Source organism: Nonlabens spongiae (assembly GCF_002117125.1).
GTDB classification, from domain to species: Bacteria; Bacteroidota; Bacteroidia; order Flavobacteriales; family Flavobacteriaceae; genus Nonlabens; species Nonlabens spongiae.
This window is the reverse complement of sequence record NZ_CP019344.1, coordinates 1,220,265-1,244,708: the sequence shown is the minus strand read 5'-3', so window position 1 is coordinate 1,244,708 and position 24,444 is coordinate 1,220,265. Positions and strand designations below refer to the sequence as shown.

The 24,444-nt window shown below is 39.5% G+C and carries 24 protein-coding genes and 1 pseudogene; 9 read left to right on the top strand and 16 right to left on the bottom strand.

Going from position 1 to position 24,444, the window contains the following annotated elements; all coding sequences use genetic code 11:
* The first annotated feature begins 77 nt into the window (after positions 1 to 77).
* Positions 78 to 533: a DUF4136 domain-containing protein gene (locus tag BST97_RS05715; protein WP_085766326.1), complete on the top strand. Its 456-nt coding sequence runs from the start codon at positions 78 to 80 to the stop codon at positions 531 to 533.
* 330 nt (positions 534 to 863) lie between these two features.
* Positions 864 to 3,266 carry a glycoside hydrolase family 31 protein gene (locus tag BST97_RS05710; RefSeq protein ID WP_085766325.1) on the top strand — a complete coding sequence of 801 codons (2,403 nt, stop codon included), beginning with the start codon at positions 864 to 866 and terminating at the stop codon, positions 3,264 to 3,266.
* 72 nt (positions 3,267 to 3,338) lie between these two features.
* Here BST97_RS05710 and BST97_RS05705 read toward each other — a convergent pair whose 3' ends face one another.
* Positions 3,339 to 3,653, bottom strand: a complete 315-nt coding sequence (locus BST97_RS05705; RefSeq protein ID WP_085766324.1) for a hypothetical protein — start codon at positions 3,651 to 3,653, stop codon at positions 3,339 to 3,341.
* Positions 3,654 to 4,393: 740 nt separating this feature from the next.
* On the opposite strand from BST97_RS05705, the gene BST97_RS05700 reads away from it, so the two are divergent.
* The 4 genes from BST97_RS05700 (at position 4,394) to BST97_RS05685 (ending at position 6,882) form a co-directional block, all read left to right on the top strand.
* A complete protein-coding gene (locus tag BST97_RS05700; protein ID WP_085766323.1) occupies positions 4,394 to 4,687 on the top strand; it encodes an N-acetyltransferase in 294 nt (97 codons plus the stop codon).
* A gap of 3 nt (positions 4,688 to 4,690) precedes the next feature.
* The gene (locus BST97_RS05695; protein WP_085766322.1) at positions 4,691 to 5,884 is read left to right on the top strand and encodes a cation:proton antiporter; all 1,194 of its coding nucleotides are present in this window, start codon (positions 4,691 to 4,693) and stop codon (positions 5,882 to 5,884) included.
* A complete protein-coding gene (locus BST97_RS05690) occupies positions 5,871 to 6,122 on the top strand; it encodes a glutaredoxin family protein (RefSeq protein ID WP_169711534.1) in 252 nt (83 codons plus the stop codon). The genes BST97_RS05695 and BST97_RS05690 overlap by 14 nt, the downstream gene beginning before the upstream one ends.
* Positions 6,123 to 6,615: 493 nt before the next feature.
* On the top strand, positions 6,616 to 6,882 hold the full coding sequence (locus BST97_RS05685; protein ID WP_169711533.1) for a transposase: 267 nt from the start codon (positions 6,616 to 6,618) through the stop codon (positions 6,880 to 6,882).
* A gap of 171 nt (positions 6,883 to 7,053) precedes the next feature.
* Here BST97_RS05685 and BST97_RS05680 read toward each other — a convergent pair whose 3' ends face one another.
* On the bottom strand, positions 7,054 to 7,731 hold the full coding sequence (locus BST97_RS05680) for a HupE/UreJ family protein (protein WP_085766319.1): 678 nt from the start codon (positions 7,729 to 7,731) through the stop codon (positions 7,054 to 7,056).
* 1 nt (position 7,732) lies between these two features.
* On the bottom strand, positions 7,733 to 8,716 hold the full coding sequence (locus BST97_RS05675) for a DUF4198 domain-containing protein (RefSeq protein ID WP_085766318.1): 984 nt from the start codon (positions 8,714 to 8,716) through the stop codon (positions 7,733 to 7,735).
* 212 nt (positions 8,717 to 8,928) lie between these two features.
* On the opposite strand from BST97_RS05675, the gene BST97_RS05670 reads away from it, so the two are divergent.
* Positions 8,929 to 10,113: a BamA/TamA family outer membrane protein gene (locus BST97_RS05670; RefSeq protein ID WP_317043464.1), complete on the top strand. Its 1,185-nt coding sequence runs from the start codon at positions 8,929 to 8,931 to the stop codon at positions 10,111 to 10,113.
* Between the two features lie 140 nt (positions 10,114 to 10,253).
* Here the strand turns inward: BST97_RS05670 and scpA are convergent, their stop codons facing one another.
* The 5 genes from scpA to udk all read right to left on the bottom strand — a co-directional run bounded on the left by scpA (position 10,254) and on the right by udk (position 15,631).
* Positions 10,254 to 12,380 carry a methylmalonyl-CoA mutase gene (gene scpA / locus BST97_RS05665; protein ID WP_085766317.1) on the bottom strand — a complete coding sequence of 709 codons (2,127 nt, stop codon included), beginning with the start codon at positions 12,378 to 12,380 and terminating at the stop codon, positions 10,254 to 10,256.
* Between the two features lie 321 nt (positions 12,381 to 12,701).
* A complete protein-coding gene (locus tag BST97_RS05660; protein WP_245833669.1) occupies positions 12,702 to 13,022 on the bottom strand; it encodes a GIY-YIG nuclease family protein in 321 nt (106 codons plus the stop codon).
* A gap of 225 nt (positions 13,023 to 13,247) precedes the next feature.
* Positions 13,248 to 14,675, bottom strand: coding sequence for a methylmalonyl-CoA mutase subunit beta (locus tag BST97_RS05655; protein WP_085766315.1), 1,428 nt, complete (start codon positions 14,673 to 14,675; stop codon positions 13,248 to 13,250).
* Positions 14,668 to 15,003, bottom strand: a complete 336-nt coding sequence (locus BST97_RS05650; protein WP_085766314.1) for a septum formation initiator — start codon at positions 15,001 to 15,003, stop codon at positions 14,668 to 14,670. The genes BST97_RS05655 and BST97_RS05650 overlap by 8 nt, the downstream gene beginning before the upstream one ends.
* 19 nt (positions 15,004 to 15,022) lie before the next feature.
* A complete protein-coding gene (gene udk, locus BST97_RS05645) occupies positions 15,023 to 15,631 on the bottom strand; it encodes a uridine kinase (protein ID WP_085766313.1) in 609 nt (202 codons plus the stop codon).
* A gap of 286 nt (positions 15,632 to 15,917) precedes the next feature.
* Between udk and BST97_RS05635 the strand changes: the two genes are divergently transcribed.
* A complete protein-coding gene (locus BST97_RS05635) occupies positions 15,918 to 16,934 on the top strand; it encodes a hypothetical protein (protein WP_085766311.1) in 1,017 nt (338 codons plus the stop codon).
* Positions 16,935 to 16,961: 27 nt separating this feature from the next.
* A pseudogene (locus BST97_RS16080) lies at positions 16,962 to 17,154 on the top strand (hypothetical protein); the annotation flags it as partial.
* A 545-nt stretch (positions 17,155 to 17,699) separates the two neighbouring features.
* Here the strand turns inward: BST97_RS16080 and BST97_RS05630 are convergent.
* From BST97_RS05630 to BST97_RS05585, 8 genes are all read right to left on the bottom strand, one after another.
* Positions 17,700 to 18,209 (bottom strand): hypothetical protein, encoded by a 510-nt coding sequence (locus BST97_RS05630; RefSeq protein ID WP_157111480.1) that lies wholly within the window; start codon positions 18,207 to 18,209, stop codon positions 17,700 to 17,702.
* Positions 18,210 to 18,673: 464 nt separating this feature from the next.
* A complete protein-coding gene (locus BST97_RS05620) occupies positions 18,674 to 18,880 on the bottom strand; it encodes a GDCCVxC domain-containing (seleno)protein (RefSeq protein WP_085766308.1) in 207 nt (68 codons plus the stop codon).
* Positions 18,880 to 19,479, bottom strand: a complete 600-nt coding sequence (gene merTP / locus BST97_RS05615) for a mercuric transport protein MerTP (RefSeq protein ID WP_085766307.1) — start codon at positions 19,477 to 19,479, stop codon at positions 18,880 to 18,882. The genes BST97_RS05620 and merTP overlap by 1 nt, the downstream gene beginning before the upstream one ends.
* Entirely contained in the window at positions 19,476 to 19,850 is a 375-nt protein-coding gene (locus BST97_RS05610; RefSeq protein WP_085766306.1) for an ArsR/SmtB family transcription factor, read from the bottom strand. The genes merTP and BST97_RS05610 overlap by 4 nt, the downstream gene beginning before the upstream one ends.
* Positions 19,851 to 20,144: 294 nt before the next feature.
* A complete protein-coding gene (locus BST97_RS05605; RefSeq protein ID WP_085766305.1) occupies positions 20,145 to 21,590 on the bottom strand; it encodes a DUF3883 domain-containing protein in 1,446 nt (481 codons plus the stop codon).
* 163 nt (positions 21,591 to 21,753) lie between these two features.
* Positions 21,754 to 22,320 (bottom strand): DUF305 domain-containing protein, encoded by a 567-nt coding sequence (locus BST97_RS05600; protein ID WP_085766304.1) that lies wholly within the window; start codon positions 22,318 to 22,320, stop codon positions 21,754 to 21,756.
* Between the two features lie 175 nt (positions 22,321 to 22,495).
* Positions 22,496 to 23,221, bottom strand: coding sequence for a superoxide dismutase (locus tag BST97_RS05595; protein ID WP_009780324.1), 726 nt, complete (start codon positions 23,219 to 23,221; stop codon positions 22,496 to 22,498).
* Between the two features lie 459 nt (positions 23,222 to 23,680).
* Positions 23,681 to 23,959 carry a hypothetical protein gene (locus BST97_RS05585; protein ID WP_085766302.1) on the bottom strand — a complete coding sequence of 93 codons (279 nt, stop codon included), beginning with the start codon at positions 23,957 to 23,959 and terminating at the stop codon, positions 23,681 to 23,683.
* Positions 23,960 to 24,444: the final 485 nt, after the last annotated feature.

Below are 24,444 nucleotides of genomic sequence, written 5' to 3'. Positions count from 1 at the left end.
TTAGCATCTCGTAGATTTTAATTTAATGATGTCCTTACTAAAAAAAACATAACCGTTCATCGATACTTTGAAATAAAATATATGAAATCTTTCAAATTTTTGTCGATGTCGTTATTTCATATCCTGCTATAAAACCTACCGGTGACAACCTCAATAAGTACAGCACTTTTTCCTATTTGCCTAATGCAGCCATTCATATGCCCGATCAATCTCAAAATGATAAAGTCAATACACTTGTGATACAGAAGATTAATGAACGCATGATGGACGCGGGATATCGTTTAGATCGCTCAGATCCCGATTTATTAATTCTGGTCAGCACAAAGGAGTATGAAAACACAGAGACTGATACTGATCCAGTCTATGCACGTTATGGAGCATATAATCGGTCAGGCTTGCGAGTCAAATCATACTACAACAATTTTTATTACCAAGGAAATAATACAGTCCCAACTGTTGTGAGATATAATACAGATACTTACAATTATAAAGAAGGGACCATTAACGTTCAACTGGTCGAGCGCTTCAAATGAGACCGTGTGGAAGGGGTTAAGCAACACCAGTATTTACGATAGTGGCACCACTCAAACCATGACACAATTAGTTAACGCCATTTTTGATGAGTATCCAATTAAATAATTTGTTTCTGATAGGTAAGATTTTTAACGTTTCCGCTTTCGCGAAAGCGTAACCACCCACAAACTTTCCAACCAGCTATTCCTTTTTAAAATCAGATTAAAACCTACGATAACGCTAGCGTAAGTAATCGCACCAGTTTCTAGGATTTGATCTGATTTTTTTTACTTTACGCGAGCTTTATAAGGGCAGCATAAAGTTGCTAACTATAAGAAATTCATTGTTTTATGATTACCAATACAGAAGTAAGTAGGTCGGGAAATCAGTTCCCAGGGAAGGTGACGGGATATGATCATGTGGTAGATACCATTCATTTTCATTCAGATAATGGTGTGATCTTGCGATTACAGGTCTTTAGAGACAGCGTTTTACGATTTACTTACGGGACTGGCGGGACCATGATGCCCGATTTTTCTTATGCTGTAGATGAAGATACTAACCGTGGTTACAACAAACTTGAAGTTGAAGAACACCATTCCTTTTACCAGATCACAACGTCAAAAGTGGTTTGTAAGATCAATAAATCTGATTTAAGATCTCGCATATTTGACCTAAATGGAAAAATTATTTGCGAGGATGAACTCGGTTTTCATTTTGAAGAAAGTTACGAGAATGGAGGCGAGGTGGTTAAAATGTCTAAAAAAGCTCAACCGGGAGAGAGCTATTATGGTCTAGGCGATAAACCAGCCGATAATAATATGCGTGCCAAGCGCTTTGAGCTTTGGGGAACCGATCAATATGCTTTTGGAAAACATACTGATCCACTTTATAAAAACATTCCGTTTTATATAGGTCTTCAAAACAAGGTGGCTTACGGTATCTTCTTTGACAATACATTCCGCAGCTTTTTTGACTTTGCACAAGAGCGCCATCATGTAACGAGTTTCTGGGCTCATGGAGGTAATATGGATTATTATTTTATTTATGGTCCACAGGTTGAAAGTGTGGTAAGTGCTTATACAGAGCTTACCGGTAAACCTGAGATGCCACCGCTTTGGGCGCTGGGCTACCACCAGTGTAAATGGTCGTATTATCCAGAAAGTAATGTGAAGGAGATTGCAGCCAAATTCCGCGAGTTGCAAATTCCCTGCGATGCGATCTATCTGGATATTGATTATATGGATGGATTTAGGTGTTTTACTTGGGATAACGAGAAGTTTCCCAATCCCACTCAAATGATTGCCGACCTAAAAGCGGATGGGTTTAAAACCATTGCGATCATCGATCCAGGTATCAAAGTAGATCCAGAATATAGTGTCTATAAAGAGGCCATGGAAAAAGACTATTTCTGTAAACGTGCAGATGGTCCTTTTATGAAAGGCAAGGTATGGCCGGGACAGTGCTACTTCCCAGATTATACAAATCCTGAGGTACGCGAGTGGTGGGCTGGACTTTTCAAAGGTCTTATTGCAGATAATAAGCTCTCCGGAATATGGAACGATATGAACGAGCCAGCGGTGATGGAAGTGCCTAACAAGACTTTTCCAGATGATGTGCGCCATGATTTTGATGGGCATCCCTGCTCGCATAGAAAAGCCCACAACATTTATGGAGCTCAAATGGCGCGCGCAACCTATGAAGGTGTAAAAAAATACATCTATCCCAAAAGGCCGTTTGTTATCACAAGATCAGCATATTCAGGGACACAACGTTATACCTCTAGCTGGTTTGGCGATAATGTGGCAACTTGGGAACACTTAAGTATTGCCAATATCCAAGCACAGCGCATGTCTCTTTCTGGGATGGGTTTTGCCGGCTCAGACATAGGCGGTTTTGCAGAGCAGCCTACGGGTGAGCTTTTTGCTAGATGGATAGCTCTAGGCGTTTTTCATCCATTTTGTAGAGTGCATTCTAGCGGTGACCACGGCGATCAAGAGCCTTGGACCTTTGATGAAAATGTCACAAACATTACCCGCAAGTTTGTAGAATTGCGATACAAACTGCTGCCCTATCTATATACCATGTTCTGGCAATATGCAGAGGAGGGCATCCCGATGCTCAAATCTCTATTTGTTTATGATCAGGAAGATTCACAAACTCATTACCGCAACGACGAGTTCTTATTTGGTGATAAGATCCTTGTCTGTCCAGTTCAAGAACCTAATGCCAAAGGTCGTAGGATGTACATCCCGAGAGGGGAGTGGTATAACTACTGGACACGTAAAATTGTAAACGGCGGTCGAGAGGAATGGGTAGATGCTGATATCGATGAGATTCCACTGTTTGTGAAATCCGGTTCCATTATTCCTCGATACCCTGTGCAGCAGTATGTAGGAGAGAAAAACATCGAGTTTTTGACGCTGGACACCTATTTCAAGCTTGGATCAGAAAAAAGCATCATCTATGAAGATGCAAACGATGGTTACGATTATAAAAAAGGTAGGTACAGTTTACGCAACCTCTCTTTTAAAGGTAAAGAGAAAGAGATCGTAATCTCTCAATTCAAAGATGGTAAGTTCATTACCGAGTATGAAACAGTACGATTTAATTTCATCGGCTTGCCTTTTGAAATTGATTTTGTCGAGGTTGATAACGTGAAGATGGATCTGGATGAATTGCGTTATGACATTGCTTCACAAACCATGTATGTAGATAAAAACTTCAATGAGTTGCACATTGTTGGAAAGTAAAATTCTCAAAACAAACTAGAAACCTCAAGCTGTCATAAATCTTGAGGTTTTTAGAATTTATGTCCGGTGCCTTCACTCCCTTTTCTTCAAATAGTAATTTAAATACTTTTCCAGTTTCCTGTAATCGTCCCGTCTGGCGCTGATGGTTACAAAGTAGGTATAATCACCGCTCTTAATAACTTCTGTATGACGATGACGCTGGAAGGACATGAACGGATAGGTGAAATTAAAACTCTTGTTTCCATCATTACTCTGGTCATCAAGGTTCAAAATTCTAGCTCCTGAAAAAGGCAATAACGGGAAGTTACTATGTGAGCCATATTGACGGCTTTGCCAGCTCTGCGCAGGGTTTACTGCCGATTGAGTTTCATATTTCTCAGAAGTCACTTAAAAATTGTTGGCTTAGGCAACCAGGAGCAGATTCTTCAATCTGAAATGAGGGAAAGCTGTATAAACCAACAGTGATTTCAATAGACGCTTAATCAGAAATAAAATTTTAAAGAAATCTGGATGTTGACCCCCTAAACTCCTGATCTCGTTTTTGGAAAGACTATTCATTTCTTTCGCTCTTGTTTTTGATTCTGCCGTTTGTTGGCGGATTATCTTATTGATATATTCCATCTGCTCTTCTTGCCTTTTTTCCTCTTTTGCATGTTTAACAAGTCTGCCACCTATTCACACCGCCGCAAAGATCACGATCACGACGTTTTATAAGATACGCCAAGTGGGGACTGAGGTGTCACTGCCTTTCTTCATGCGCTCGCTCATTAATTCTCTATCGCGTTTCCCGGCGCCGGCATTCACATCCTGTTGGAAATGGGGAAAGCTGTTTTCAAACTCTAATTAGGCATTAGTTAAAGAGTAAACAAGTCCTCTTCAAAGTCGTAGTTCCAGTTTTAAATTGCTGCAAAATTTCAGTTGTTCGTTGAGGTTCATTGATATGTGATCAAGGTATAGATATATGTAGTCTAGGTTTTTTCCTTTATAAGATATGTTTTGGTATTCCGCTTTCGCGAAAGCGTAAACTCTATGAGCAATTCTCCTAAGAACCTGCTCTGAACTTGTCCAATCAATTCTAGGCACATAGATGCTGTTTTTACTAGATTTACCCCACCGAAACCTTCTTTATGCAAATTTTACTGCGGGAACAGGAAAAAAAGGGGTACGCACTGGCCAAGGAATCTCGAGAGCGCATGGGTACGATGACCTACGTGCTCGACGAGAGGGAAAATATCGTGATTGAACATACGATCATTGCCGATAACAATACTAATCCCATGCTGGGACTGCGCCTGCTGGAACTGATCGTGGATCTCGCAAGACGCAACGAGGTAAAGATAATTCCGCAATGCCCTTTTGCACGAGCCCTTATGCAACGTAAAACCGAATGGCACGATGTGCTGCAAACTCCCAAAACCTAAAATATGCAGCATCATATTCTTATTAATATCTGCGCAATATTTGGTGTCGCGACTGCGGTGATTATCATTTGTAAGCTGCTTAGGATCCAATACGTGATAGGCTACCTGATTACGGGAATCTTGTTGAGTCCCAATACCAGCGACTATTTTGCCGACATGAGTGAGGTGGATGTCTACGCAGAGATAGGAATTATCCTCCTATTGTTTACGGTAGGACTAGAATTCAGTTTTGAAAACCTTAAAAAGATAAAAAAATATGTTTTGGGTGGTGGTAGCGCGCAGGTCTTTATCACGATCATTCTGACTGCCCTCCTCATTTTTGTGCTTATGCGTCCCACGGTGGAAGAAAGCGTTTTCTGGGGATTTTTGTATGCCCTGAGTAGCACGGCCATAGTCATCAAGGTGCTCCAGGACCGCAACAAGATCGCTACGGCGCACGGCAAGTTCATCCTCGCCGTGTTATTGTTTCAGGATATTATGATCGTACCGTTTATGCTGTTCACACCCATTCTTGCGGGTGCTGGTGATGATCCACTAATTGCGCTAGGCTTGCTGCTGGGGAAATTGGTTTTGATGGGAGGTATTGCCTACGTTTTGGCGCGCTATGTGATCCCATTTTTCTTAAAGACCGTGATGAAGATCCAGAGTCAGGAAGTGTTTCTTATTGCCACGGTTTTTATCGTGACGGGAATAGCGCTCTTGACAGAGCAACTAGGATTGTCACTAGCACTCGGTGCATTTATTGCTGGACTGATTATTTCTGAAACGAGTTACAGCCACATGGCGATTTCGTGCTTTTTGCCGTTCCGGTATGTTTTTATGAGTTTCTTTTTTATCTCGATGGGCATGCTGCTGGACTTCCGTATCTTCTTGACAGATTTCGGGTATATTTTGTTCTGGGCCATCTTCACTTTTGTGGTGAAAGCAGCGGCAGGACTCATCGCAGTGCGGTTTATGAAACTTTCATGGAAAACGGCAATTGCAGTTGGTTTTTCCATCGCTCAAATCGGTGAATTTAGCTTTGTGCTCGCTCAAAGTGGACTGCAGTACGACCTGATCAGCCAGGAGAACTACCAGATATTTCTTGCAGTATCGATCATCTTAATGTCGCTCACTCCATTTATCGTAAGCAATGCAGAAAAAATCCAGCCCGCTCTCGTCAAATTCCTATACAAAAACAGCGATGCCACAACTTGAACTTTACGGTACGGACTGGTGCACAAAATCATCTGCCCTGCGCAATTATATGCAGTCCAAATGGATCATTTTTAAAGATTTTAATGTGGAAAAAGATGAAGCCGCAGCTGATCGCGTGCGCGCGCTTTATGATGGTAAGCTCAAATTTCCAACGGTTAAGTATGGAGAACAATTCCTAAAAAATCCCAATTTCAAAGAATTGAACGAGTTTTTAAAACAACATGGGATAGGGGAGTAGTATTTGCAATCTATCATCAAATTTCAAACCTATACGCAACTGAAAGAATTAACTGACTAGGTGTTAGATCAAAGTCTATTCTATTAATCATATCGCCAATAACCCGAGTTTTATAAGCGACGTTTGAATTTGATAAACTAAATTCATATCTCATATCTACACCGTTCATTTTCAGTTTAACGCCTAGACCCACCCGTCCATTGGTGCCGAATCCGTCAACTTTTGCTTCTTCAAAAAAATCAATATCAAAATTGGTATTAACGTCATACTGAATGGACAGGCCTACTAGCAGTCTGATAGGCCCCTTGATATCAACTAACAGAGAAAGCTCTAATTTCTGGATTTGAAACCTATTCCCACCGCCTGAACCGATATCATAATTATGGCCATGGTTTGTGTAAACTAATTTATAGCCTTCCTCAAAAACGTTGGCTTCCTAAAAATAGGGCAGTAGATAATTAGAATATTCTAATTTTAAACAACAACTGTCATTGTGAAGAAAAGCAAGTTTACGAAGAGCCAGATCATCAAGGTGTTCAAAGAAAATGTACAAGGTAGATCGGTAGGTGATCTGTCCAGAGAACTAGGTATTGACAAGAGTACATTTTACTACTGGCTAAAGAAGTACGGTGGAATGGATCGTCAAGAGCTAAAACGTCTTAAAGAGTTTGCAGAAGAAAACAAAAAACTCAAACAGATGTACGCTGATGTGAGTTTAGATAACAAGATGCTAAAAGACATCCTGTCAAAAAAGTTCTAGGATCTTCCGATTTTAACTAAAAACAGATGCATTTTGAGTCGGTAACATCAAAAGTTTCTAATTCAAGATCCAAGATTCAAGATTCAAGATCCAAGATTCAAGATCCAAGAACCATGAATTAAGAACCAAGAATCAAGAGCCAAGATCCAACCAAGAATCAAGAACCAAAATTTAGGAGCTAATAGCCAAGTAAACCTGCCATATAAATAGCGCCACTCCAGCGAGCATTAAATAAACATTAGCGGCTTTATAAAACGCTTTGTAAGAATTAAACTTCTGCCAGAAACGTATCAAGAAGATGATCGGGATCAAGGCAAGTACCTGACCTAATTCTACTCCCAGGTTGAAACTCAAAATCTTCAGTAGAAATTGATCCTGCCCCATCTCAAAGGACTGTAATCGTGCCGAGAGCCCCAAACCATGAATCAATCCAAAACCGAAAACCATAAATAACAAATTGGGAGCTTTTGATTTGAAAATGCGTTTAAAACCTTTGAGATTTTCAAATCCTTTATAAAAAACGCTCAGTGCGATGAAGGCATCAATAAAATACTCATTTACCGAAAAGCCTAAATATGTTGCCGCGATCAGGGTAATGCAGTGTCCCAGAGTAAATGCTGTAATGAATTTCAGAATGTCCCAGAAATCTTTCAAGAAGAAAATAACACCTGCCAGAAACAATAAATGATCATAACCTGTGAGCATGTGTGTCGCACCTACATAGATGTAAGCCCATAAATCTCCATTATTCAGGATTTCCTGATCTGCACTGGTCACATCATGCGCCCATGAAAGTGATGGTAATATCAATATGATTAGAATAAAAAAAATTCTTGGAACTGGTCTCATCTTACTTTTTGAACTTGAAAAACAGGAATAGTCCTAAAACAACCAGCAGACTGATAATTAAAAAAAGCGTGGTAGGAAACTCAGGTTCATGAGAGTGAGCATCATCATGAGAGTGCGAGTCGTCATCATGCTCATGACCATCACCTATCTGGAAGGTTAGTGTAGCCCAGTTGGACTCGTGTGTAAGTTCCACATCTTCTACTTCAGTCATGTGAATGGTTCTCAAGTGCCATACCCCAGATTCTGTAATGTCAAAGTTCAGTATACCGTTAGAATCTGTGCGCAACTCGAGCTGGCCCTCATGAGTATGCCCTTGTTCTGCATCTTCATGCGAGTGTGTGGAACCGTCGTGTGTATGGGTTTTATCCATTACCTCATGACCGATTAGAACCAACTGATTTGCCAGTGGCTCACCGCTAAGTAGCAGTTTTACACGCATCTCATGTCCCGCATGCAGATCATAAGGATTTTCAAGAGGTACAAATTCTATGGGATAACCCAGTTCCGTTTTCCAATCGTTGGTAAGTTGATCGCCTACCTGAAAAATAGTTTTTACATGTTTGGAATACTTCTCATTAACATCTTGATCCAGTTGATTGTTACGCTTTCGCGAAAGCAACATATCCACAACTCCATCGTGTTCTAGATAATCATTGAATTTATCAGCTGTCATTTCAATGTTGCGCGGTGCGGTACTTACGCCTAAAACATAGGTTCCTGGATCGCCAGTTTTGAAATCAAGAAAGGTTGTGGTCTCCTTATCGTACCATTGACTGGAATCAATTACTATTCTTCGACCGTGAGCAACCATAGATGCGTCCAGCATACGGTCACGATCTATGACGTTATCACTTTTATCAAAGGTTCCATTAAAAAGCTGTAGCGTGGCTTGAGAATCAGCATTTAGAAAATAGTCGTCAAATTTTAAGAACATATCGTGACTGCATAACGCAATGACGAGAAAGAGTAAAAAGTATTTTTTCATAAGCAAACCAGCGATTGAATTACTGCCTAATTTTCAATAATACTTCACTAAATCCATAAGTTCTGGCTGTTTAGATTTTTTTAAGAAATTGCTGTGTTTTTAGATTGCTTGGTGCTAATAGGCTCTAATTTCTATCAAGACTTTTTAAAAAGTTTCATAAAGTACCATTGAGCTTGTAGGGCTTAAACTATTTTGCACCAAAATATTCAAGATTGAGAAATCAAACCATTTCACTTCGTCTGCTCGTCTTAATAATATTTATAGTTTTGCCTTTTAATGGGCAAGCTCAGGAGCAGGAAGAGGACAGTAAATTCATAAAAGACCTCAAAGAGTTTTTTACTTTTTACCCCAACCTAAAAGCGGCAGAACGCGACTCTACCATCTATTTACAAAAATTCATTGCCGCGCCCGTTGTGAGCTATTCACCTGAAACTAATTTTGGTCTAGGAGTAGGAGCAAAATACCTATTTAAATTTAATGGTAGCGGTGAAGAGACTCGTGTCTCAAACATGCCCATTACCGCTCAATATACACTTAACAGTCAGTTTTTTCTCTATTCTGGATTTGAGATTTTTACTAATCAAGAGAAATGGGTTATTGAAGGGAACATCCTGTTTCAGAATTATCCTTTAAAATATTATGGGATAGGGAACAATACACCTGATAGTCGTGAAGAGCGATACGATTACACCCAATTTTTATTTGAACCCATCTTCTTGAAACAAATGTTCACCCGCTACCTCTTTATAGGGGCTGGTGTGCGATATAATACTATTTATGGTGTCGATACAGTAGAGGGAGGCGCGGTAGAAACTGACGCTGTAGATGGTTTTGACGGTTCGACATCAGCAGGAGCAGAGGTTGCTGCACTTTATGATAGTCGCGATATCATTCTAAACGCATCTGAGGGTTGGTATCTTGAATTTACCCATGGAGAGTATTTTGAAGCTTTGGGAGGAACAAATAAATTCAATCTAACCCGTGTAGATCTGCGCCACTATCTAGATCTATCACCCAGAAATCATGATGTTCTTGCTTTTCAATTTGTAGGTCGCGCAGTGAGAGGTGACCAGCCGCTTTCTGAATACTCCTTTTTCGGAAGTAGTGAGATCATGAGGGGTTATCAAGAGGGGCGATTCATAGACAGAGACCTTCTTGCCGCTCAGGTTGAATACAGAAAACGTTTTGGTGACAGTCGCTGGGGCGCCGTGGCTTTTCTTGGAGCTGGTGACGTGTATCGCAATATTGACCAGGCGCAATTTGAAACCATCAAGCCTAACTACGGCGTGGGACTGAGATGGATGCTCGATAAGTCAGAAAACCTAAACTTAAGGTTGGACTGGGGATTCGGTCAGGGTACTAATAACCTTTATTTGAGTATCGCAGAGGCGTTTTAAAAAGAGTGTACTGTTCTCGCTTTCCAACGGCCGCTTTGCAGCTTTTGAGAACATTCCGACGAAATTGACTAGACTTGCCCACGACAAGGCATGGTAGCATCATGACAAAAAATTAATCTAAACCACTTTTTTAAAACAAATTAATTCTCAGCACCCAATAAAGTCAAAATATCAATCGCAGCCTCACTGATCTTCGTACCAGGTCCAAAAACGGCAGCAACGCCCTCGTTGAACAAGAATTCATAGTCTTTTCTAGGTATGACACCGCCTACGATGATCATTATGTCCTCGCGACCGTAATTTTTCAATTCTGCCATTACTTGTGGCACCAGCGTCTTGTGTCCCGCCGCCAGTGAGGATATTCCCAGCACGTGCACGTCATTTTCCACGGCTTGTTTTGCGGCTTCTTTCGGCGTCTGGAATAAAGGGCCTATGTCTACATCAAATCCCACATCGGCATAGCCTGTGGCGACGACTTTGGCGCCTCGGTCATGCCCGTCCTGACCCATTTTTGCGATCATGATGCGTGGTCTGCGGCCTTCTCCTTTAGCAAAATTGTCGGCTAGTTGTTGCGCTTTCGCGAAAGCGGAATCATCCATAATCTCCTTTTTATAAACGCCTTGAACGCTCTTGATCTCGGCTCGATAACGCCCGAATTCTTTTTCCAACGCATCTGAAATCTCGCCTAATGTAGCACGTTCTTTAGCAGCAATCACGGCTAGCTCAAGCAAATTTTGATCTTTATTTTGAGCAGCTCGGGTGAGATTTTCTAAAGCGGTTTTCACCTTATCATTATCTCGGGTATTCTTGATTTCCTTAAGACGCTGAATCTGTTCTTCACGCACCGCAGCGTTGTCAACTTCTAGAGTATCGATCAGATCCTCATCGGGACTCGGGTATTTATTCACGCCTATAATCGTGTCCACGCCAGAATCGATGCGGGCCTGCTTTTTGGCAGCGGCCTCCTCAATACGCATTTTAGGAATTCCTGCTTCAATGGCTTTGGTCATACCGCCGAGTTCTTCTACCTCTTCAATTAATCCCCATGCTTTGTAAGCGATTTGATCGGTCAGACTCTCGACGTAATAACTTCCAGCCCAGGGATCAACAGTTTTTGTAATGCCCGTTTCTTCTTGCAGAAACAATTGTGTGTTTCTCGCAATACGCGCCGAAAAGTCAGTCGGCAACGCGATGGCTTCATCCAAGGCATTTGTGTGCAGACTTTGCGTCCCACCAAACGCCGCCGCCGATGCCTCAATTGCCGTGCGGGCCACATTATTGAACGGGTCTTGCTCGGTTAGTGACCATCCAGAAGTCTGACAATGAGTTCTTAGAGCGAGTGATTTTGGATTTTTTGGATTAAACTGTTTGATCATTTTTGCCCAAAGCATGCGCGCTGCACGCATCTTAGCAATCTCCATAAAATGGTTCATACCGATCGCCCAGAAAAAGGAGAGGCGAGGAGCAAAGGTATCGATATCCATGCCTGCTGCGAGCCCTTTTCGTACATACTCCAGACCGTCTGCAAGCGTGTAGGCGAGCTCGATATCACTGGTAGCACCAGCTTCATACATGTGGTAACCCGATATGGAGATGGAGTTGAATCGCGGCATATTCTTGCTCGTGTATTCAAAAATATCAGAGATGATCCTCATGCTAGGCTGCGGCGGATAGATATACGTATTGCGCACCATAAATTCCTTGAGGATGTCATTTTGAATGGTACCGCTTAACGCCTGAGTATCCACTCCTTGCTCTTGTGCCGCGACGATGTAAAAAGCCATAATTGGTAAAACCGCCCCATTCATGGTCATGGAAACCGACATCTTATCCAGCGGGATGGAGTCAAATAAAATCTTCATGTCCTCCACACTGTCTATTGCCACACCAGCTTTACCTACATCACCCACTACGCGCTCGTGATCACTGTCATAACCTCTGTGTGTGGCTAAATCAAATGCAACCGAAAGGCCTTTTTGACCTGCCGCTAGATTACGTTTATAAAATGCATTGGATTCCGTTGCACTTGAAAAACCAGCGTATTGACGTACCGTCCAAGGGCGACGAACATACATGGTCGAATAAGGGCCACGCAAATTAGGTGCTATTCCTGCTGCAAAATCAAGGTGTTCCAAATCTTGTACATCTTCTTGAGTGTACTTCTTCTTGATATGAATTCCCTCTGAAGTCTCAAACTTACTTGACTTGACCTCTTGTTTTGAGAATGCGTAATCAGCTTTTATGTTGGATATATTTTTTCTTTTCATTCAATACTCAATTTTAATGTCAGGCTTCTTGAGCTTTTAATATTGCTCAAGATTCACCCAAGCCCTCAGTTTTCAAAGTCAGGCTTCGAGCCGCTGCGCCCTCAGCCCTCAGTTGCGTTCCTGACTCGAGCCCTGATGTACTCGAAGGGTGTGATTTCAGCACTCTACGCAGGGCTTCGGGAGCCTCAGCCCTCGGTTGCGTTTCTGACCCGAGCCCTGAGGCACTCGAAGGGCGTAATTTCAGCACTCTACGCCAGGCTTCGAGAGCCTCAGCCCTCGGTTACATTTCCGATTCGAGCCCTGAGGCACTCGAAGGGCGATTTACAAGTCTCTATAAGCCTTCGCCAGTTCAGGCAAATTTTGATGCTTGCCCAAAATTAAGGCTTCCTTCTTTTCTCTGCGCCATTTTTGAACTTGCTTTTCTCGGTTGAATGCAAGATCTATTCTAGGATACTCTTCATAGTAAACCAATTTATCAACTCCATGTTTTTTAGTATGATTCGCTCCTTGACCAATTTTATGCTCTTCTATTCTTTTTTCCAAATCAATAGTGCTACCGGTGTAGTAGGTGCCATTTCCGCACTCTAGTATGTACATATAGCCTATCGGCATTTGCAATTTAATTTTACTCTTAGGCTTCATGTAAGCCAGACTCTCATTGTTTTTTCATTACGAGCCCTGAGGCACTCGAAGGGCATGATTCTAGTATATTACATCGGGCTTCGAGTACCTCAGCCCTCAGTTGCGTTTCTGACTCGAGCCCTGAGGCACTCGAAGGGCGTGATTTCAGTTCTCTAGATCGGGCTTCGAGGACCTCAGCCCTCGGTTACATTTCAGATTCGAGCCCTGAGGCACTCGAAGGGCGTGCTATAATTTTCTCATTTCTTCCTTCTCCTTTTCCTCCATCAACCTTTTCTGTACAATAGGTTCGATTAAGGTCTTTCTAGGCTCAATCTTTACGAAAGGCAATATTTCATACTCTTTTAGTAGCGGCTGATCAGCATTGGGATATTTTGTGGCTCCCACGAGCACTTTATCGCCGTGCTTCAAAGCTTGCTGCTCACGATCTGCGCTTTCTTTGATCTTGCGCTGTATGCTGCCTTCATGTAAAGAGGAAATCAATCCACCGGCTGACTCTAATTGTTTAAAGAGTTCCAGTGCCTTTTCTACCAGTTGCTGCGTGAGGGTCTCGATGTAATAAGATCCTTCTGCTGCGTTTCCTACATTATTGAAATAGGCTTCTTCCTTTAAAACCAGCAATTGATTTCTGGAAATACGCTCCCCAAATTCATTAGGCTTATTGAAAAAGGCATCATACGGTAAGTTGTAAACGGTGTCTGCGCCTCCCAAAACTGCACTCATACATTCCGTAGTAGTGCGCAACATATTGACATTATAATCAAGAAGGGTTTTATTTCTCATGCTAGGACTGGCGGATATGTAGCACTCGAGATTTTCAATGCCGTATTCATTACCCAGTGATTTGGTAAGCACGCGGTAGGCGCGGTATTTTGCGATTTCCATAAAGTAATCGCTGCCAGTCGTTGTGTCTAGATTGATTCTTTTTGCTTTCCCGTGGTCGCTGTGATTCGGTCGCTGAGCGAAGTCGAAGCGAGTGGTAGTGAAATCTGTAATTTCTTCAGCCTGCTCCAGTACATTTAAATACTCGTTGAGATGCGCAAGAAAATATCCAAGTTCCTGAACGGTCGTGGCACCAGCTTGCTGATACACATTGGTATTCACGGTAATGTTTGAAAAATATCCGTCAGAGATTTTTAGGTAGTCAATAAGTGATTTGAGATCTTTTTCTCTTGAAGCAAACCAATTTCCCGTGCTCGCCAGCCGATGAATGGGATCTATGTGAATGTATGCTTTGAGAGCGAGCTTGTTCAGGTTCTCGATGTACTCCAGATCAAAAAATTCCAGATGAATCTGAATGCCAACTTCTGGCAAACTCTTAAGTAAAACTTCGGCGTCAATTTCAGGGTTTGGGATAACCAGTACAACACCTTCAGCACCTCTTTTAAGGGCATTTTTAGCTTTGAGATTAGCGGTTTCTGCACTGTAGGCGTAGATTTTTTGAGATACGTACCAGTCGCCAGTTTGAGTAGCAGTGAAAGGAATCTCGTGCGCCTCTGACGACTCACTGTGATAGAACGGCTTGATGTGGATGCCGTCTGGCGTGGTGGAGATGAGGGTGTCGTTATAGTCGGCGCCTTTGAGGTCGTACTGGATTTTTTGTTTCCATTGCGCCTCACTGACTCCTTCAAAATCTTCAAATAATCTCTTACTCATTCTCTTTTTGTTTTAGGCTGTCTTCAAATTCTATGATGAAGACCTCTTCTTCTGTACGTTTCATAAAGTAACGCTCACGGGCAAAAGTCTCCAGTCCCTCTGCGCTGCGCAGTTGTTTGAGTTTTGCACTGTCTCTGGCGATCCCTTCACGATAATAGCGTATGGCTTCCTCTTGTTCAGCGATTTGTTTATCAATCTCTCGATGGGAGGTAAGCCAGGCACTGCCGTCCAGGAAAAATATCCATATAGCAAAAACTACAAGAATAACTAGATACTTGTTAGTCAGTATTCTAAATCCCTTTTTCCTTTTAAGTTCTGACCATTTCATGATCCCTAAAAATACGGATTTAAGCTAGCTTCTGATCGATGATGGAGCGCAAGATTTTAACACCCACCGTATTGAATCTATTGGTAGGTATTATGACATCGGCATAAGCTTTAGTGGGCTCTATAAATTGCTGGTGCATAGGTTTTAAGGTAGTCTGGTAGCGATCTAGAACTTCATCAAGGTCTCGCCCACGGTCTGCGATGTCTCTTTTGAGCCTCCTGATGAGGCGCTCATCGCTGTCACAATCTATATAAACCTTAATATCAAATAATCTCCTGATGCGAGGCATGGTCAGGATCAAAATTCCCTCCACGATAATCACTTTACTCGGAGCCGTTTTTATGGTTTCCCCAGTACGGTTGTGCTCCACAAAAGAATAGACCGGTTGATCGATGCTTTTACCATTTTTAAGGTCTAGTAGATGCTGCTCGAGCAAGTCAAAATCTATGGATTCTGGATGATCAAAGTTGATTTTTACACGTTCCTCATAAGTGAGTTCACTGGTATCCTTGTAGTAAGAATCTTGTGAAATAACGGTTACCTCGTGATCTGGAAACTCGTGAGCCACTTGATCTACCACTGTAGTTTTACCACTTCCCGTTCCTCCAGCGATTCCTATGATGAGCATGTCTAGATTTTTGGCAAAGGTAGCAGGATTTTAAAAGAGGTTCAAAGCCTAGATAGCAGCTTTTTTTTGTTACGCTTTCGCGAAAGCGAGATGGTTTAAAATCAAAATCAAAATTAAAATCAAAACCGAAATCAAAATCAAAATCAAAACCAAAACCAAAGCCAAAATCAAAACCTAAGTTACAAGATACAGCCATTGTAAATTGAATAACTTGCCTACCGCCTACAGCCTAAAATAAGCCATTTGCCCCATTTCAGATTGCCCTGCTTTTATCGAATTTTATACCATGAAAACAGAACCGATTTATAGTGAGATCACCATAAGCGCTGATGATCGCAAGAAGATTACCAGGGGCATGATAGGGATTGTGGCTGTGCCCGTTATGTTTGGGATATTTATCTATTTTATTTTTAGCTGGGTGGTAGGCAGGACGGTGCTTACCGGCGAGTGGGAGATGTTTGATTACATGATCCTCTTCTTTATGGGGTTGATCATAAGTGTGTGTACGTACCTCCTGATCAGAAAAGCCGCCGATTTGCGCACCGGTGTGAAGCATGTCTATGAAGGGATTCTAGAAGATAAGCGTAAAGACATACAAAAAACCACCACGTCAAGTGGAGGTGCAGGAAGAAGATCTGGTGGAGGCACGAGAACTAAAGCCACGATTACTTACTACCTCAAGATAGCTGGAAAGGAGTTCGCAGTGAGTCACTCAAAATATGCGCAAGTAGCTACTGGCGATCTCGTAAAGTTAGAAATTGCACCTAAAAGTAAGCTTATTCTCAATTTACAGACGGTGCAAAAAGCTACTGAAGCACAACCTGATGTGGATGTTGATTCTTTGAGATCTTCGATTCCTGATAAGGTCATCAAAACAAACCTGACGCCTCAAGACGAGGAGGTGCTAAGGAAGATTTGGTTGAAAAAGCTACGTACCAAACTTTTATTTATTGCCGTGCCACTGCTAATAGCGTTTTCATTTATCGTTCAAGGCTGGTGGGGATTGTTGCTGTTGTTTTTTCCCGTGCCTATTATCATAGTTTGGAATGCGATCTCGTTGTTGCGATGGTATCTCAAATACCAAAGTATCAAAAGAGATCACGTTAAGGAAGAAATCACCACCACCGTAACCGATAAAACAACGACTTCAGGCAATAGAACGGCAACTTCTTACTTGGTCAGTACCCAAGCAGGCGCTTTTTCCATTGATAAATCAGCTTACGATGAGGTCAAATCTGGCGACCGGATTGTAATCGAGAAAACGCCAGTCCTGAATTTGGTTTTGGGGACTAGGGTGGGGTGAGTTTGAATACTTCATAGCGGGTCATGTAGGTTCAATACTGCCTGCAGGGCTTTGTATGAACGTTTGGTGGACCTCTGTCTCCGACGAGCAAAGCGAGAGGAAGACAACTAGCAAGAAACTGGCGTTGATCGCCGTATGCAACAAGCTGCTGAAACAGGCTTTTTCAATAGTCAAATCAGGATTGCCTTATGACCCGAATCATTGTAGTGTGATCAAATAAAAAAGTGCTAAAAAGAGTTGTTTTTACCTCAGTTCTTTGTTAGCTAAAGTACTTTTGCGTAAGGATTGTCGATTCCACTTTATCGTTTCTGAGCGTTTTAATCAGCCGAACTTTAATATTTTTTTGAAAACGAATTTTAATTTTACTTTTTCTCCGCAAAGATTTTAAAAATAGAGTAGTGCTAAGAAAATTTTATCCGCAAAGATTTATCCATTCCAATTTATCGAACCGAGTAAGTTTAAGTCCATCGAGTTCTAATTTTTTTCTTTAATTTTTAATTTCTCCGCGCAAAGATTTTTAGTCAATTTAATCCGTTTCTGCTTTGCGAATTGAGTGAGTTTTCCATTAAACGTTTAGTTTCAGATTTGAAATAAAACTCGAGCAAAAACAGAATTTGCAATTAAACTCTCTGATTTTGTTTCGTATTTTAGCTAACGGTCTTGTATAACAATCAGTTACGGATTAATTAAAAACTAAGATAGCTAAAATTACCGACTTTTATGCTTGCGCGGTTGTGTCCGCAGGACACAAAGCCGTAATTGTTGTTATACATTGTTATGTGCTGGCATTTTTTCTTCTATTATTCTTTCAGCTGTTTCAGATAGAAAATTAGTTAGTTTGTCTATCAAAGTTTTTAAAAAGTCAATTGATTCCATTTTTACCTGTGATTTTTCTGTATCAAATGATATCCCGTTCGAACTTTCAATAAATTTAAGTATATCATTTTTTGGTGATTTTATTATTCCGTTGTTATGCGCTATGGAATTTCTAATCAATTGATATTTTTTAATTTCAGTCCATTCGTCATTTAAACTGTCTAGGCTCACGTCCAAAACATTTGTTATATATTTTCTGCATTGACCAATATAACCTTGTCCATTAATATCTTTAGGTCCAATTTTTAAACTTTCCGCTTTTTGGCACCATTCACAAAGTTTAAAAAATTCATTTTCAAAGGTTGAGTAAATTGTCAGATAAATTGATTGGTTAAGAATGTTCGGAAATTCCGAACTATTCATAATTTCCATTTCGTAAATATCAAATGCGTCTGGCATTTCAGGATTATTCGAGTGTTCTTTATTCCAAGCGTGATATTTTTCGTTAAGTTCCTTTTCTTGTTGAAAATCATTCCTTGGGTGCTTTCCAAGTATGCTTTAATTGGGTCAAATTTAAAGTCATACATAATTCTCGAATTCGCTAGAACCCAATATTTGCTTCCTCTAAATTCGTTTCTTCTCGTTCTTGACATAGTTGGTTTCTTGCTTGCACATAACGGGTTTGTATATGAAAAGTAGCGGATTTTTTGCACGAACTTTTCGGTTAAACACAGACCTTAAATTTATAAAATTCATTTCGATTTAGCACCTAAACCGCTATTTTTTATATACGTTGTTACCCACTGGCTTTATTCCGTTCAGCTTGGTTTTCAGCGTTGGCAAAGACATACTCTTTTGCAATTTTTGGCTTGTGTTTCGGCTGAAGCGAATTGCAAATGTGTATGGCTTTTAGCGTTGGCTTTTTAACAACAACTTTTATTTTCTTGAATTGGTGGACAAGCTACTGTTCCATAAGAACAATAAACACAACAATCTCCCTCTTTTGGTTTTAAAACCTTTTTACAATTTTCGCATTCGTAGAAAAATTGACAAGCGTTTGTTGGCATATCTTCCACTTTTTTATGTCCGCAGTTTGGACAAGTTATTTCAGATTTTAATATAGTTTCCATTAATTTTCTTTTTTGTCGGTTACTTTATAACCTGTTGAGTTAATTGCTTTCTCAATTTCCGTTTCATTGGTTTTGGTTTTGTCAAATTCAACGATTGCATTTCCATTTTCATAAGACGCTTTTGAGTTTACAATTCCGTTGAGTTTGTTTACTTCGTGATTGACGTGTTCTTCGCAACTGGCACAAGTCATTCCGCTGATTTTAAATTCCGTTGTTTTAATGTCCGATTTGTCAACTACAATTATTTGTTTTTCTGTGTTTGGGTAAAAAATTCCAGAATAATATGGGAAAGCCAACATTACAATTGCAAATACTGTTACAATACCTAAAAACTTTTTTGATTGAATAAATTTTGGTTTTTCGTCCGTCTCACAATCACAGTCTATTTCTTTTTGAGGTTTAAGTTTTTGATACCAAGCAAAGCCAAGAACTAAAATTGTCAGTCCAATTAAATATGGTCTAAAAGGTTCTATCCAAGAAAATGTTGAAACAATTCCACTTGTTCCTGCGATAAGAGCCAAAACTGGTGTAATACAACATAAAGAAGCTGTAATTGCCATTAACAAACCTGCACCGATTAATTTGTTTTCACTTTTCATATCGTTTCTAAAATTTTGTTTTTATCAAGTATCTCAAAAAATGGGTTTAGCATTTTTTCGTATTCAGCCGTAAGTGAATAAAAAATCGTTTGAGCATCTCTTTCTGTTTGTAATAGGTTTCGGTCTTTCATTTTTCTCAAATGTTGAGAAATAGCAGAAATGTTCATTCCGAGAATGTCGCTTAAATCACAAACACAAAGTCTTTTTTCCTGAAAGAGTAGGTAAAGTATTTTCAGTCGAACGTTATTTCCGACTAATGAAAGTCCGTTCGCCAAATAGTCGAACGATTCGATTAATTCCGAAACTGTGTCTTTGCAACGATTTATTTGTTCAATATCGGCTTGTTGTCTTATGCAAGAATTATTTTCCATAAAACAAAGTTACGGTTATTTCTTATTTAAGCAAATACTAAAATACATAATTTTCAGGCGTTGGGAAAATTTTAGCTCTTTTGGTTTTAAGCGTTGGATTTGTGTGTCGGAAAAAACCGAAAGTGCTAAAATATGCGGTTGGTTTTCAGCTTGTGGGTAACGGTAACGTATAAGAATAGTAGCGGTTTTTTATGCACTTACTTTTCGGTTTGTTACTGTCGCTTGATTTATATATTTCATTTTCGTTTAAGCGATTAAACCGCTATTATTTTTATACAATGTTAGGCACTGGCTTTATTGTTTTTTCAAGTAAACCTTAAATTCAGTTGGTTGAAAAAGAAGTTCTTTATCGAAATCCTTGATTATGAAAAAGTCCGCATAATTATTATCCAAATCATAATTGTATAGTCGATATATCATATACTTATTAAAGTTTTTTTCGAAGAATAACTTTTCATTTTGGCTTAAATAAAACGGTGTTTTCTCATTACCTTTTGTTGTTTTTACTTCAATGCAAATCTCGTTACCGTTTTCATCAAATGAGAGAATATCATATCCTTCTCCATCTTTAGCGATTTTCACTTTGTCAATGAAGTCATTTAGTCCTTTTTCTTTGAGTTTGTTTTTTTCATAATCTAAAACCAATTCTTCGCCAAAATCTCCAAGCTCTTTATCATCTTTCCTTTTTTTATCGAAGTCAATATCTGCTCCTTTGAAAGAAGGATTTAATTTTGGTAGTTCTGAAAATCCGCCATTGGGAAAATCGCGTAAGGTCAAGTTGTTGGTAAAAACAGAGTTTAAATCTTCACTACCCCAAACCATTTTAACGACTTGGTCATAGTGGTGAGAATTGGAAGAAATAAATTCTACCATTTCTTTAATAAGAGTTTCCCAATTCCACTCGTTAAGTTCCGTTTCGTTTATCTCGTTCCATTTTAAACTTTCAGGAATGTATTTTTTGCATAATTCTTTTTGTTCTACTGATAATTTTGAATCTCCTTCGTGATAATAATCTAATTTATAAACTAAAGCGTGTTGCAATGGGTCAATACCAACAGTAAAAAAAATGTCCTTTGATTTATGTCCTTTTTTGAAAATTCTTGCCCAAGTGTATGGCTTGAACGTTGAAACTCTTTTTCCATCTTCCCAATCACGTTTACTCCACATTCTTTTATTTGAAGTCTCGTAATTATCAAGTCTTTTAATTATCTCTTCAGACCAAAATTTGGTTTTAGACCAAACAGTTTCTAAAAGATATTCTTTTGCAAAATAATGGTCATTGTTGGATTTATCATAAACTTTATTGACCCATTTTCTGAAAAATTCTATTTCGTCAATATTGATAAAAGGGTTGTCTTGTGAGTTATAAACTGGTGTTTTTAAGTCATAAAATTGCTGGTAGTTAAACTCATTATTCCAAAACTTTTTTGAGTTTTCAAGAGCGGTAAAACCAAAATAGTCTCTCTTTAATTTGGTTGCTTTTCCTATTCCAAGTTCTTCACACAAATTGTAAAAGCCGTTGCCGTGGTCATTTGCAGTTTTGTAAATCGCTATCGAACTAATTAGAGGTCTTCCATTTTCGTATTCGTAAGCTGAAATTTCGCCCAATGTTTTGCTGAGAACACTTCTGTCCTTGTCAAGTGCTAAATTCAAATTCAGTTTTTTGGCTACGTCTTCATAGTAGATTGGTTGTCCTAAAACACATTGGTCTATTAGGTATTTTCTAATTTCTTGGTTCATTCGTGATTTTTGTTCAGCTTGTGCCTAACGGTTAGTATATGAAAAGTAGGCGTTTTTGAAGCTCCAACCTTTCAGTTACGCACAAACTTTGATACGAGCCAAAGCCCTTGAGTTTATTACTATCTCGCCTATTTTTTATATACATTGTTAGCTGCTGGCTTTTTTATTCAATTTCAATATCTTTTGTTTCTTGGTCTAACTTTCCTTTAAAATTTGGAACTGGTCTCTCTTCTTTCTCTAACTCAGTTTCGACAATTCCGTTCTCTTTAATGTCTTTAATCAACCATTCCATTTCCATAATTTCTTTGCGTTGAGCTTTAATAATGTCGTCTGCAAGTTTTCGAACTCTAACGTCTTTTATTTTTGCTCTTTCGCTCGTCAATATCGCAATTGAATGATGTGGAATCATTCCTTCCATATAATCGGTATCAGTTACAGTTACCTGACTCCTTACCAACCAAATTGCTCCAATTATCATCAAAGCTCCCAATCCAAATATTGCAGTGTTAGCTTTTTTACTCTTATACATATTAAGCATATAGAGAAGCATAATGATTATCATTGAGCCACCCATAATAATGGTCATAAATAATCGAGTTTCACTAAACCAAAAGTGGTCGATTATTTGATAAGAATGAGTGTACATTAAAAAAAACATTGCAATCATTGAAGTCGCAATCATTGCAAAAAATTTCCCGTATTTCTTTTTACTGTTATGTTCGTTTTCCATTTTGTTTAAGTTTTGAGTTATTTTTTATTCAGCTTGCAGCTAACTGTTTCGGCTATGAGTAGTTGCGTGGTTTAGCACTTAACTTTGCAAGTACACACCAAACTGAAAATCCGTGAGGATTTTCAGAAGTAGGCGAGAACAAGCAATTACTTATAGCCATTGTTGGCAGTAGTGTTTATTTTGTCAGTCGTTTTGCTGTCATAAATCGGTCAGCTACATTGTCCCAATTGATAATTTCAAGAACTGTATCAACAAAATCGGCTCTTTTATTTTTGTATTTCAAATAATAGGCGTGTTCCCAAACATCAATCACCAAAATCGGAACAACTCCCCATTGTGTTAATTTTTGATGATTTTCGCATTGTAACAATGTCAAGCTATCCGAATAAGGTTGGTAACCCAAAATACCCCAACCGCTTCCTTCTACAGTTTTTGATATTTTCCCGATATAGCTTTTCAGTTTGTCAAATGAACCGAAATCCTTTTCTATCTGTTTTAAGAGTTCAGTTTTGGGTTCAGTTTTTTTATTCGTTAAGTTCGTCCAAAAGATGGAATGAAGCACGTGGCTTGAAAAGTGGTAAGCTAACTTTCGGGTCCACAAATCCACTTGGTCTAAATCGCCCGATTTTAGATGTTCCTTAATTTTAATCAAATCTGTGTTTGCCCCTTTTACTGCTCCACCGTGATGAAATTCAAAGTGCAGATGTAAGGTTTCTTCATCCATATGTGGCTCCAAAAAAGTTTTATTGTATGGAAGTGATTTTTGAATGAAATTTCCATTACTGTCCACTAATCTGTCAATTCCGTTTTCCGTTACATTTTGTGAAAAAACGTTGTTCATTGGTAGGATTGTCGCTCCACCTAAAATTGCCGTGTTTCTTAAAAATTCTTTTCTGTCCATATTTATACTTTTTTCAATTTATCTCGTTTTTCCACATTACTGCCAACGGTCTCGTATAACCGTCAGTTACGGTTTTAAAGTTAATAATTTTCGGTTAAGAACTGGCGTTAGCAATTCCGAGTGGATTCGGACGTAGTCGAATCCGCCGTAATTGCGGTTATACATTGTTGTGCTTATGTGCTTTTTTATTTTTTATTGTCCAAATTATATGTGTCGCAATTCCAGCTATTGTTCCAAAAATCCAAAATCCGAGTGTTATTCCGAGAATTGGCATTCCGCAGTTAATTCCGTCTGTTCTTGGTTCTGGGTAAAAGAATTTAGGAAAAACAAAAAAATAGCAGATTAGCAAAGTCAATAGAATTATTAAATTCGGTAGTTTGGTTTTGTATTTTGTATTCAAGTAATACAATCCAAATTGAATTAAAGAAATTCCGAGAATAAAAAGTAAAATCATTTAATTCAGCTTTTGTTTATATAAAATCCTCTTTCTTTAGTTTTTAAATTCTCTATAATCAATTCTTGTCCATAGCAGAAGACAATTTTCGCTTTTCCTTGACTTGTCTCAATTATTCCGTCCTTGATTTTAAAAGAGTTTTTTGATAACCAATCTCCAATATTAGTTCCTTCAGCATATTTCCAGTCTTGTTTTTCAATAAAAGACGAAGAATTGCTGTAGAATCCTAAAAGCAAAACAATTCCGATTACTAAACCTAATATTTTAAAAATCCATTTTTTCATTTTTTTCCAAAATTGTTCCTTAAAGTTCTTTTTTCAGCATTAAGCACAACGCCCACCGCATAAAGCGAGTGTGGCGTTTTCGGCTGGTTCGCGTTATCGGTGGTATTGGTTTGTTGCCTCTAAAAGTAGGCAATAGTTTTGGATTCTGGCCGCCACACAGAGAGCTTTTGAAAATGCCACATTCGCTTTATGCCCTGTTGTCGGTGGTGCGCTCACCGGTATGGTTTTCCCCAGGTGGCTGGTTTGTTTATTGGGCATTTTCACGCGGTGGGCGTTGTCGGTGATTGAATGTTGTGGGAGCCTTGAAATTGGTTGATGCACATCTGGTTATTGGTTGTGCCACCGCTCGTTGGATTGTGGGGACCTTTGTCTCGGATGGATGATTTCATGGCGGAGCAACATGTCCCTTGGGCAATCACCGACAACGGTCTAGTATAAGAATAGTAGCGGATTTTCACGCACTAACTTTTCGATTAAACACTGAC

What these genes read in the sequence shown, in the direction of transcription:
- BST97_RS05710 (WP_085766325.1), top strand. Translation starts at nt 864, where the DNA reads ATGATTACCAATACAGAAGTAAGTAGGTCGGGAAATCAGTTCCCAGGG.
- BST97_RS05700 (WP_085766323.1), top strand. Translation starts at nt 4,394, where the DNA reads ATGCAAATTTTACTGCGGGAACAGGAAAAAAAGGGGTACGCACTGGCC.
- BST97_RS05695 (WP_085766322.1), top strand. Translation starts at nt 4,691, where the DNA reads ATGCAGCATCATATTCTTATTAATATCTGCGCAATATTTGGTGTCGCG.
- BST97_RS05690 (WP_169711534.1), top strand. Translation starts at nt 5,871, where the DNA reads ATGCCACAACTTGAACTTTACGGTACGGACTGGTGCACAAAATCATCT.
- BST97_RS05680 (WP_085766319.1), bottom strand. Translation starts at nt 7,731, where the DNA reads ATGAGACCAGTTCCAAGAATTTTTTTTATTCTAATCATATTGATATTA.
- BST97_RS05675 (WP_085766318.1), bottom strand. Translation starts at nt 8,716, where the DNA reads ATGAAAAAATACTTTTTACTCTTTCTCGTCATTGCGTTATGCAGTCAC.
- scpA (WP_085766317.1), bottom strand. Translation starts at nt 12,380, where the DNA reads ATGAAAAGAAAAAATATATCCAACATAAAAGCTGATTACGCATTCTCA.
- BST97_RS05660 (WP_245833669.1), bottom strand. Translation starts at nt 13,022, where the DNA reads ATGAAGCCTAAGAGTAAAATTAAATTGCAAATGCCGATAGGCTATATG.
- BST97_RS05655 (WP_085766315.1), bottom strand. Translation starts at nt 14,675, where the DNA reads ATGAGTAAGAGATTATTTGAAGATTTTGAAGGAGTCAGTGAGGCGCAA.
- BST97_RS05650 (WP_085766314.1), bottom strand. Translation starts at nt 15,003, where the DNA reads ATGAAATGGTCAGAACTTAAAAGGAAAAAGGGATTTAGAATACTGACT.
- udk (WP_085766313.1), bottom strand. Translation starts at nt 15,631, where the DNA reads ATGCTCATCATAGGAATCGCTGGAGGAACGGGAAGTGGTAAAACTACA.
- BST97_RS05635 (WP_085766311.1), top strand. Translation starts at nt 15,918, where the DNA reads ATGAAAACAGAACCGATTTATAGTGAGATCACCATAAGCGCTGATGAT.
- BST97_RS05630 (WP_157111480.1), bottom strand. Translation starts at nt 18,209, where the DNA reads ATGCCAGACGCATTTGATATTTACGAAATGGAAATTATGAATAGTTCG.
- BST97_RS05620 (WP_085766308.1), bottom strand. Translation starts at nt 18,880, where the DNA reads ATGGAAACTATATTAAAATCTGAAATAACTTGTCCAAACTGCGGACAT.
- merTP (WP_085766307.1), bottom strand. Translation starts at nt 19,479, where the DNA reads ATGAAAAGTGAAAACAAATTAATCGGTGCAGGTTTGTTAATGGCAATT.
- BST97_RS05610 (WP_085766306.1), bottom strand. Translation starts at nt 19,850, where the DNA reads ATGGAAAATAATTCTTGCATAAGACAACAAGCCGATATTGAACAAATA.
- BST97_RS05605 (WP_085766305.1), bottom strand. Translation starts at nt 21,590, where the DNA reads ATGAACCAAGAAATTAGAAAATACCTAATAGACCAATGTGTTTTAGGA.
- BST97_RS05600 (WP_085766304.1), bottom strand. Translation starts at nt 22,320, where the DNA reads ATGGAAAACGAACATAACAGTAAAAAGAAATACGGGAAATTTTTTGCA.
- BST97_RS05595 (WP_009780324.1), bottom strand. Translation starts at nt 23,221, where the DNA reads ATGGACAGAAAAGAATTTTTAAGAAACACGGCAATTTTAGGTGGAGCG.
- BST97_RS05585 (WP_085766302.1), bottom strand. Translation starts at nt 23,959, where the DNA reads ATGAAAAAATGGATTTTTAAAATATTAGGTTTAGTAATCGGAATTGTT.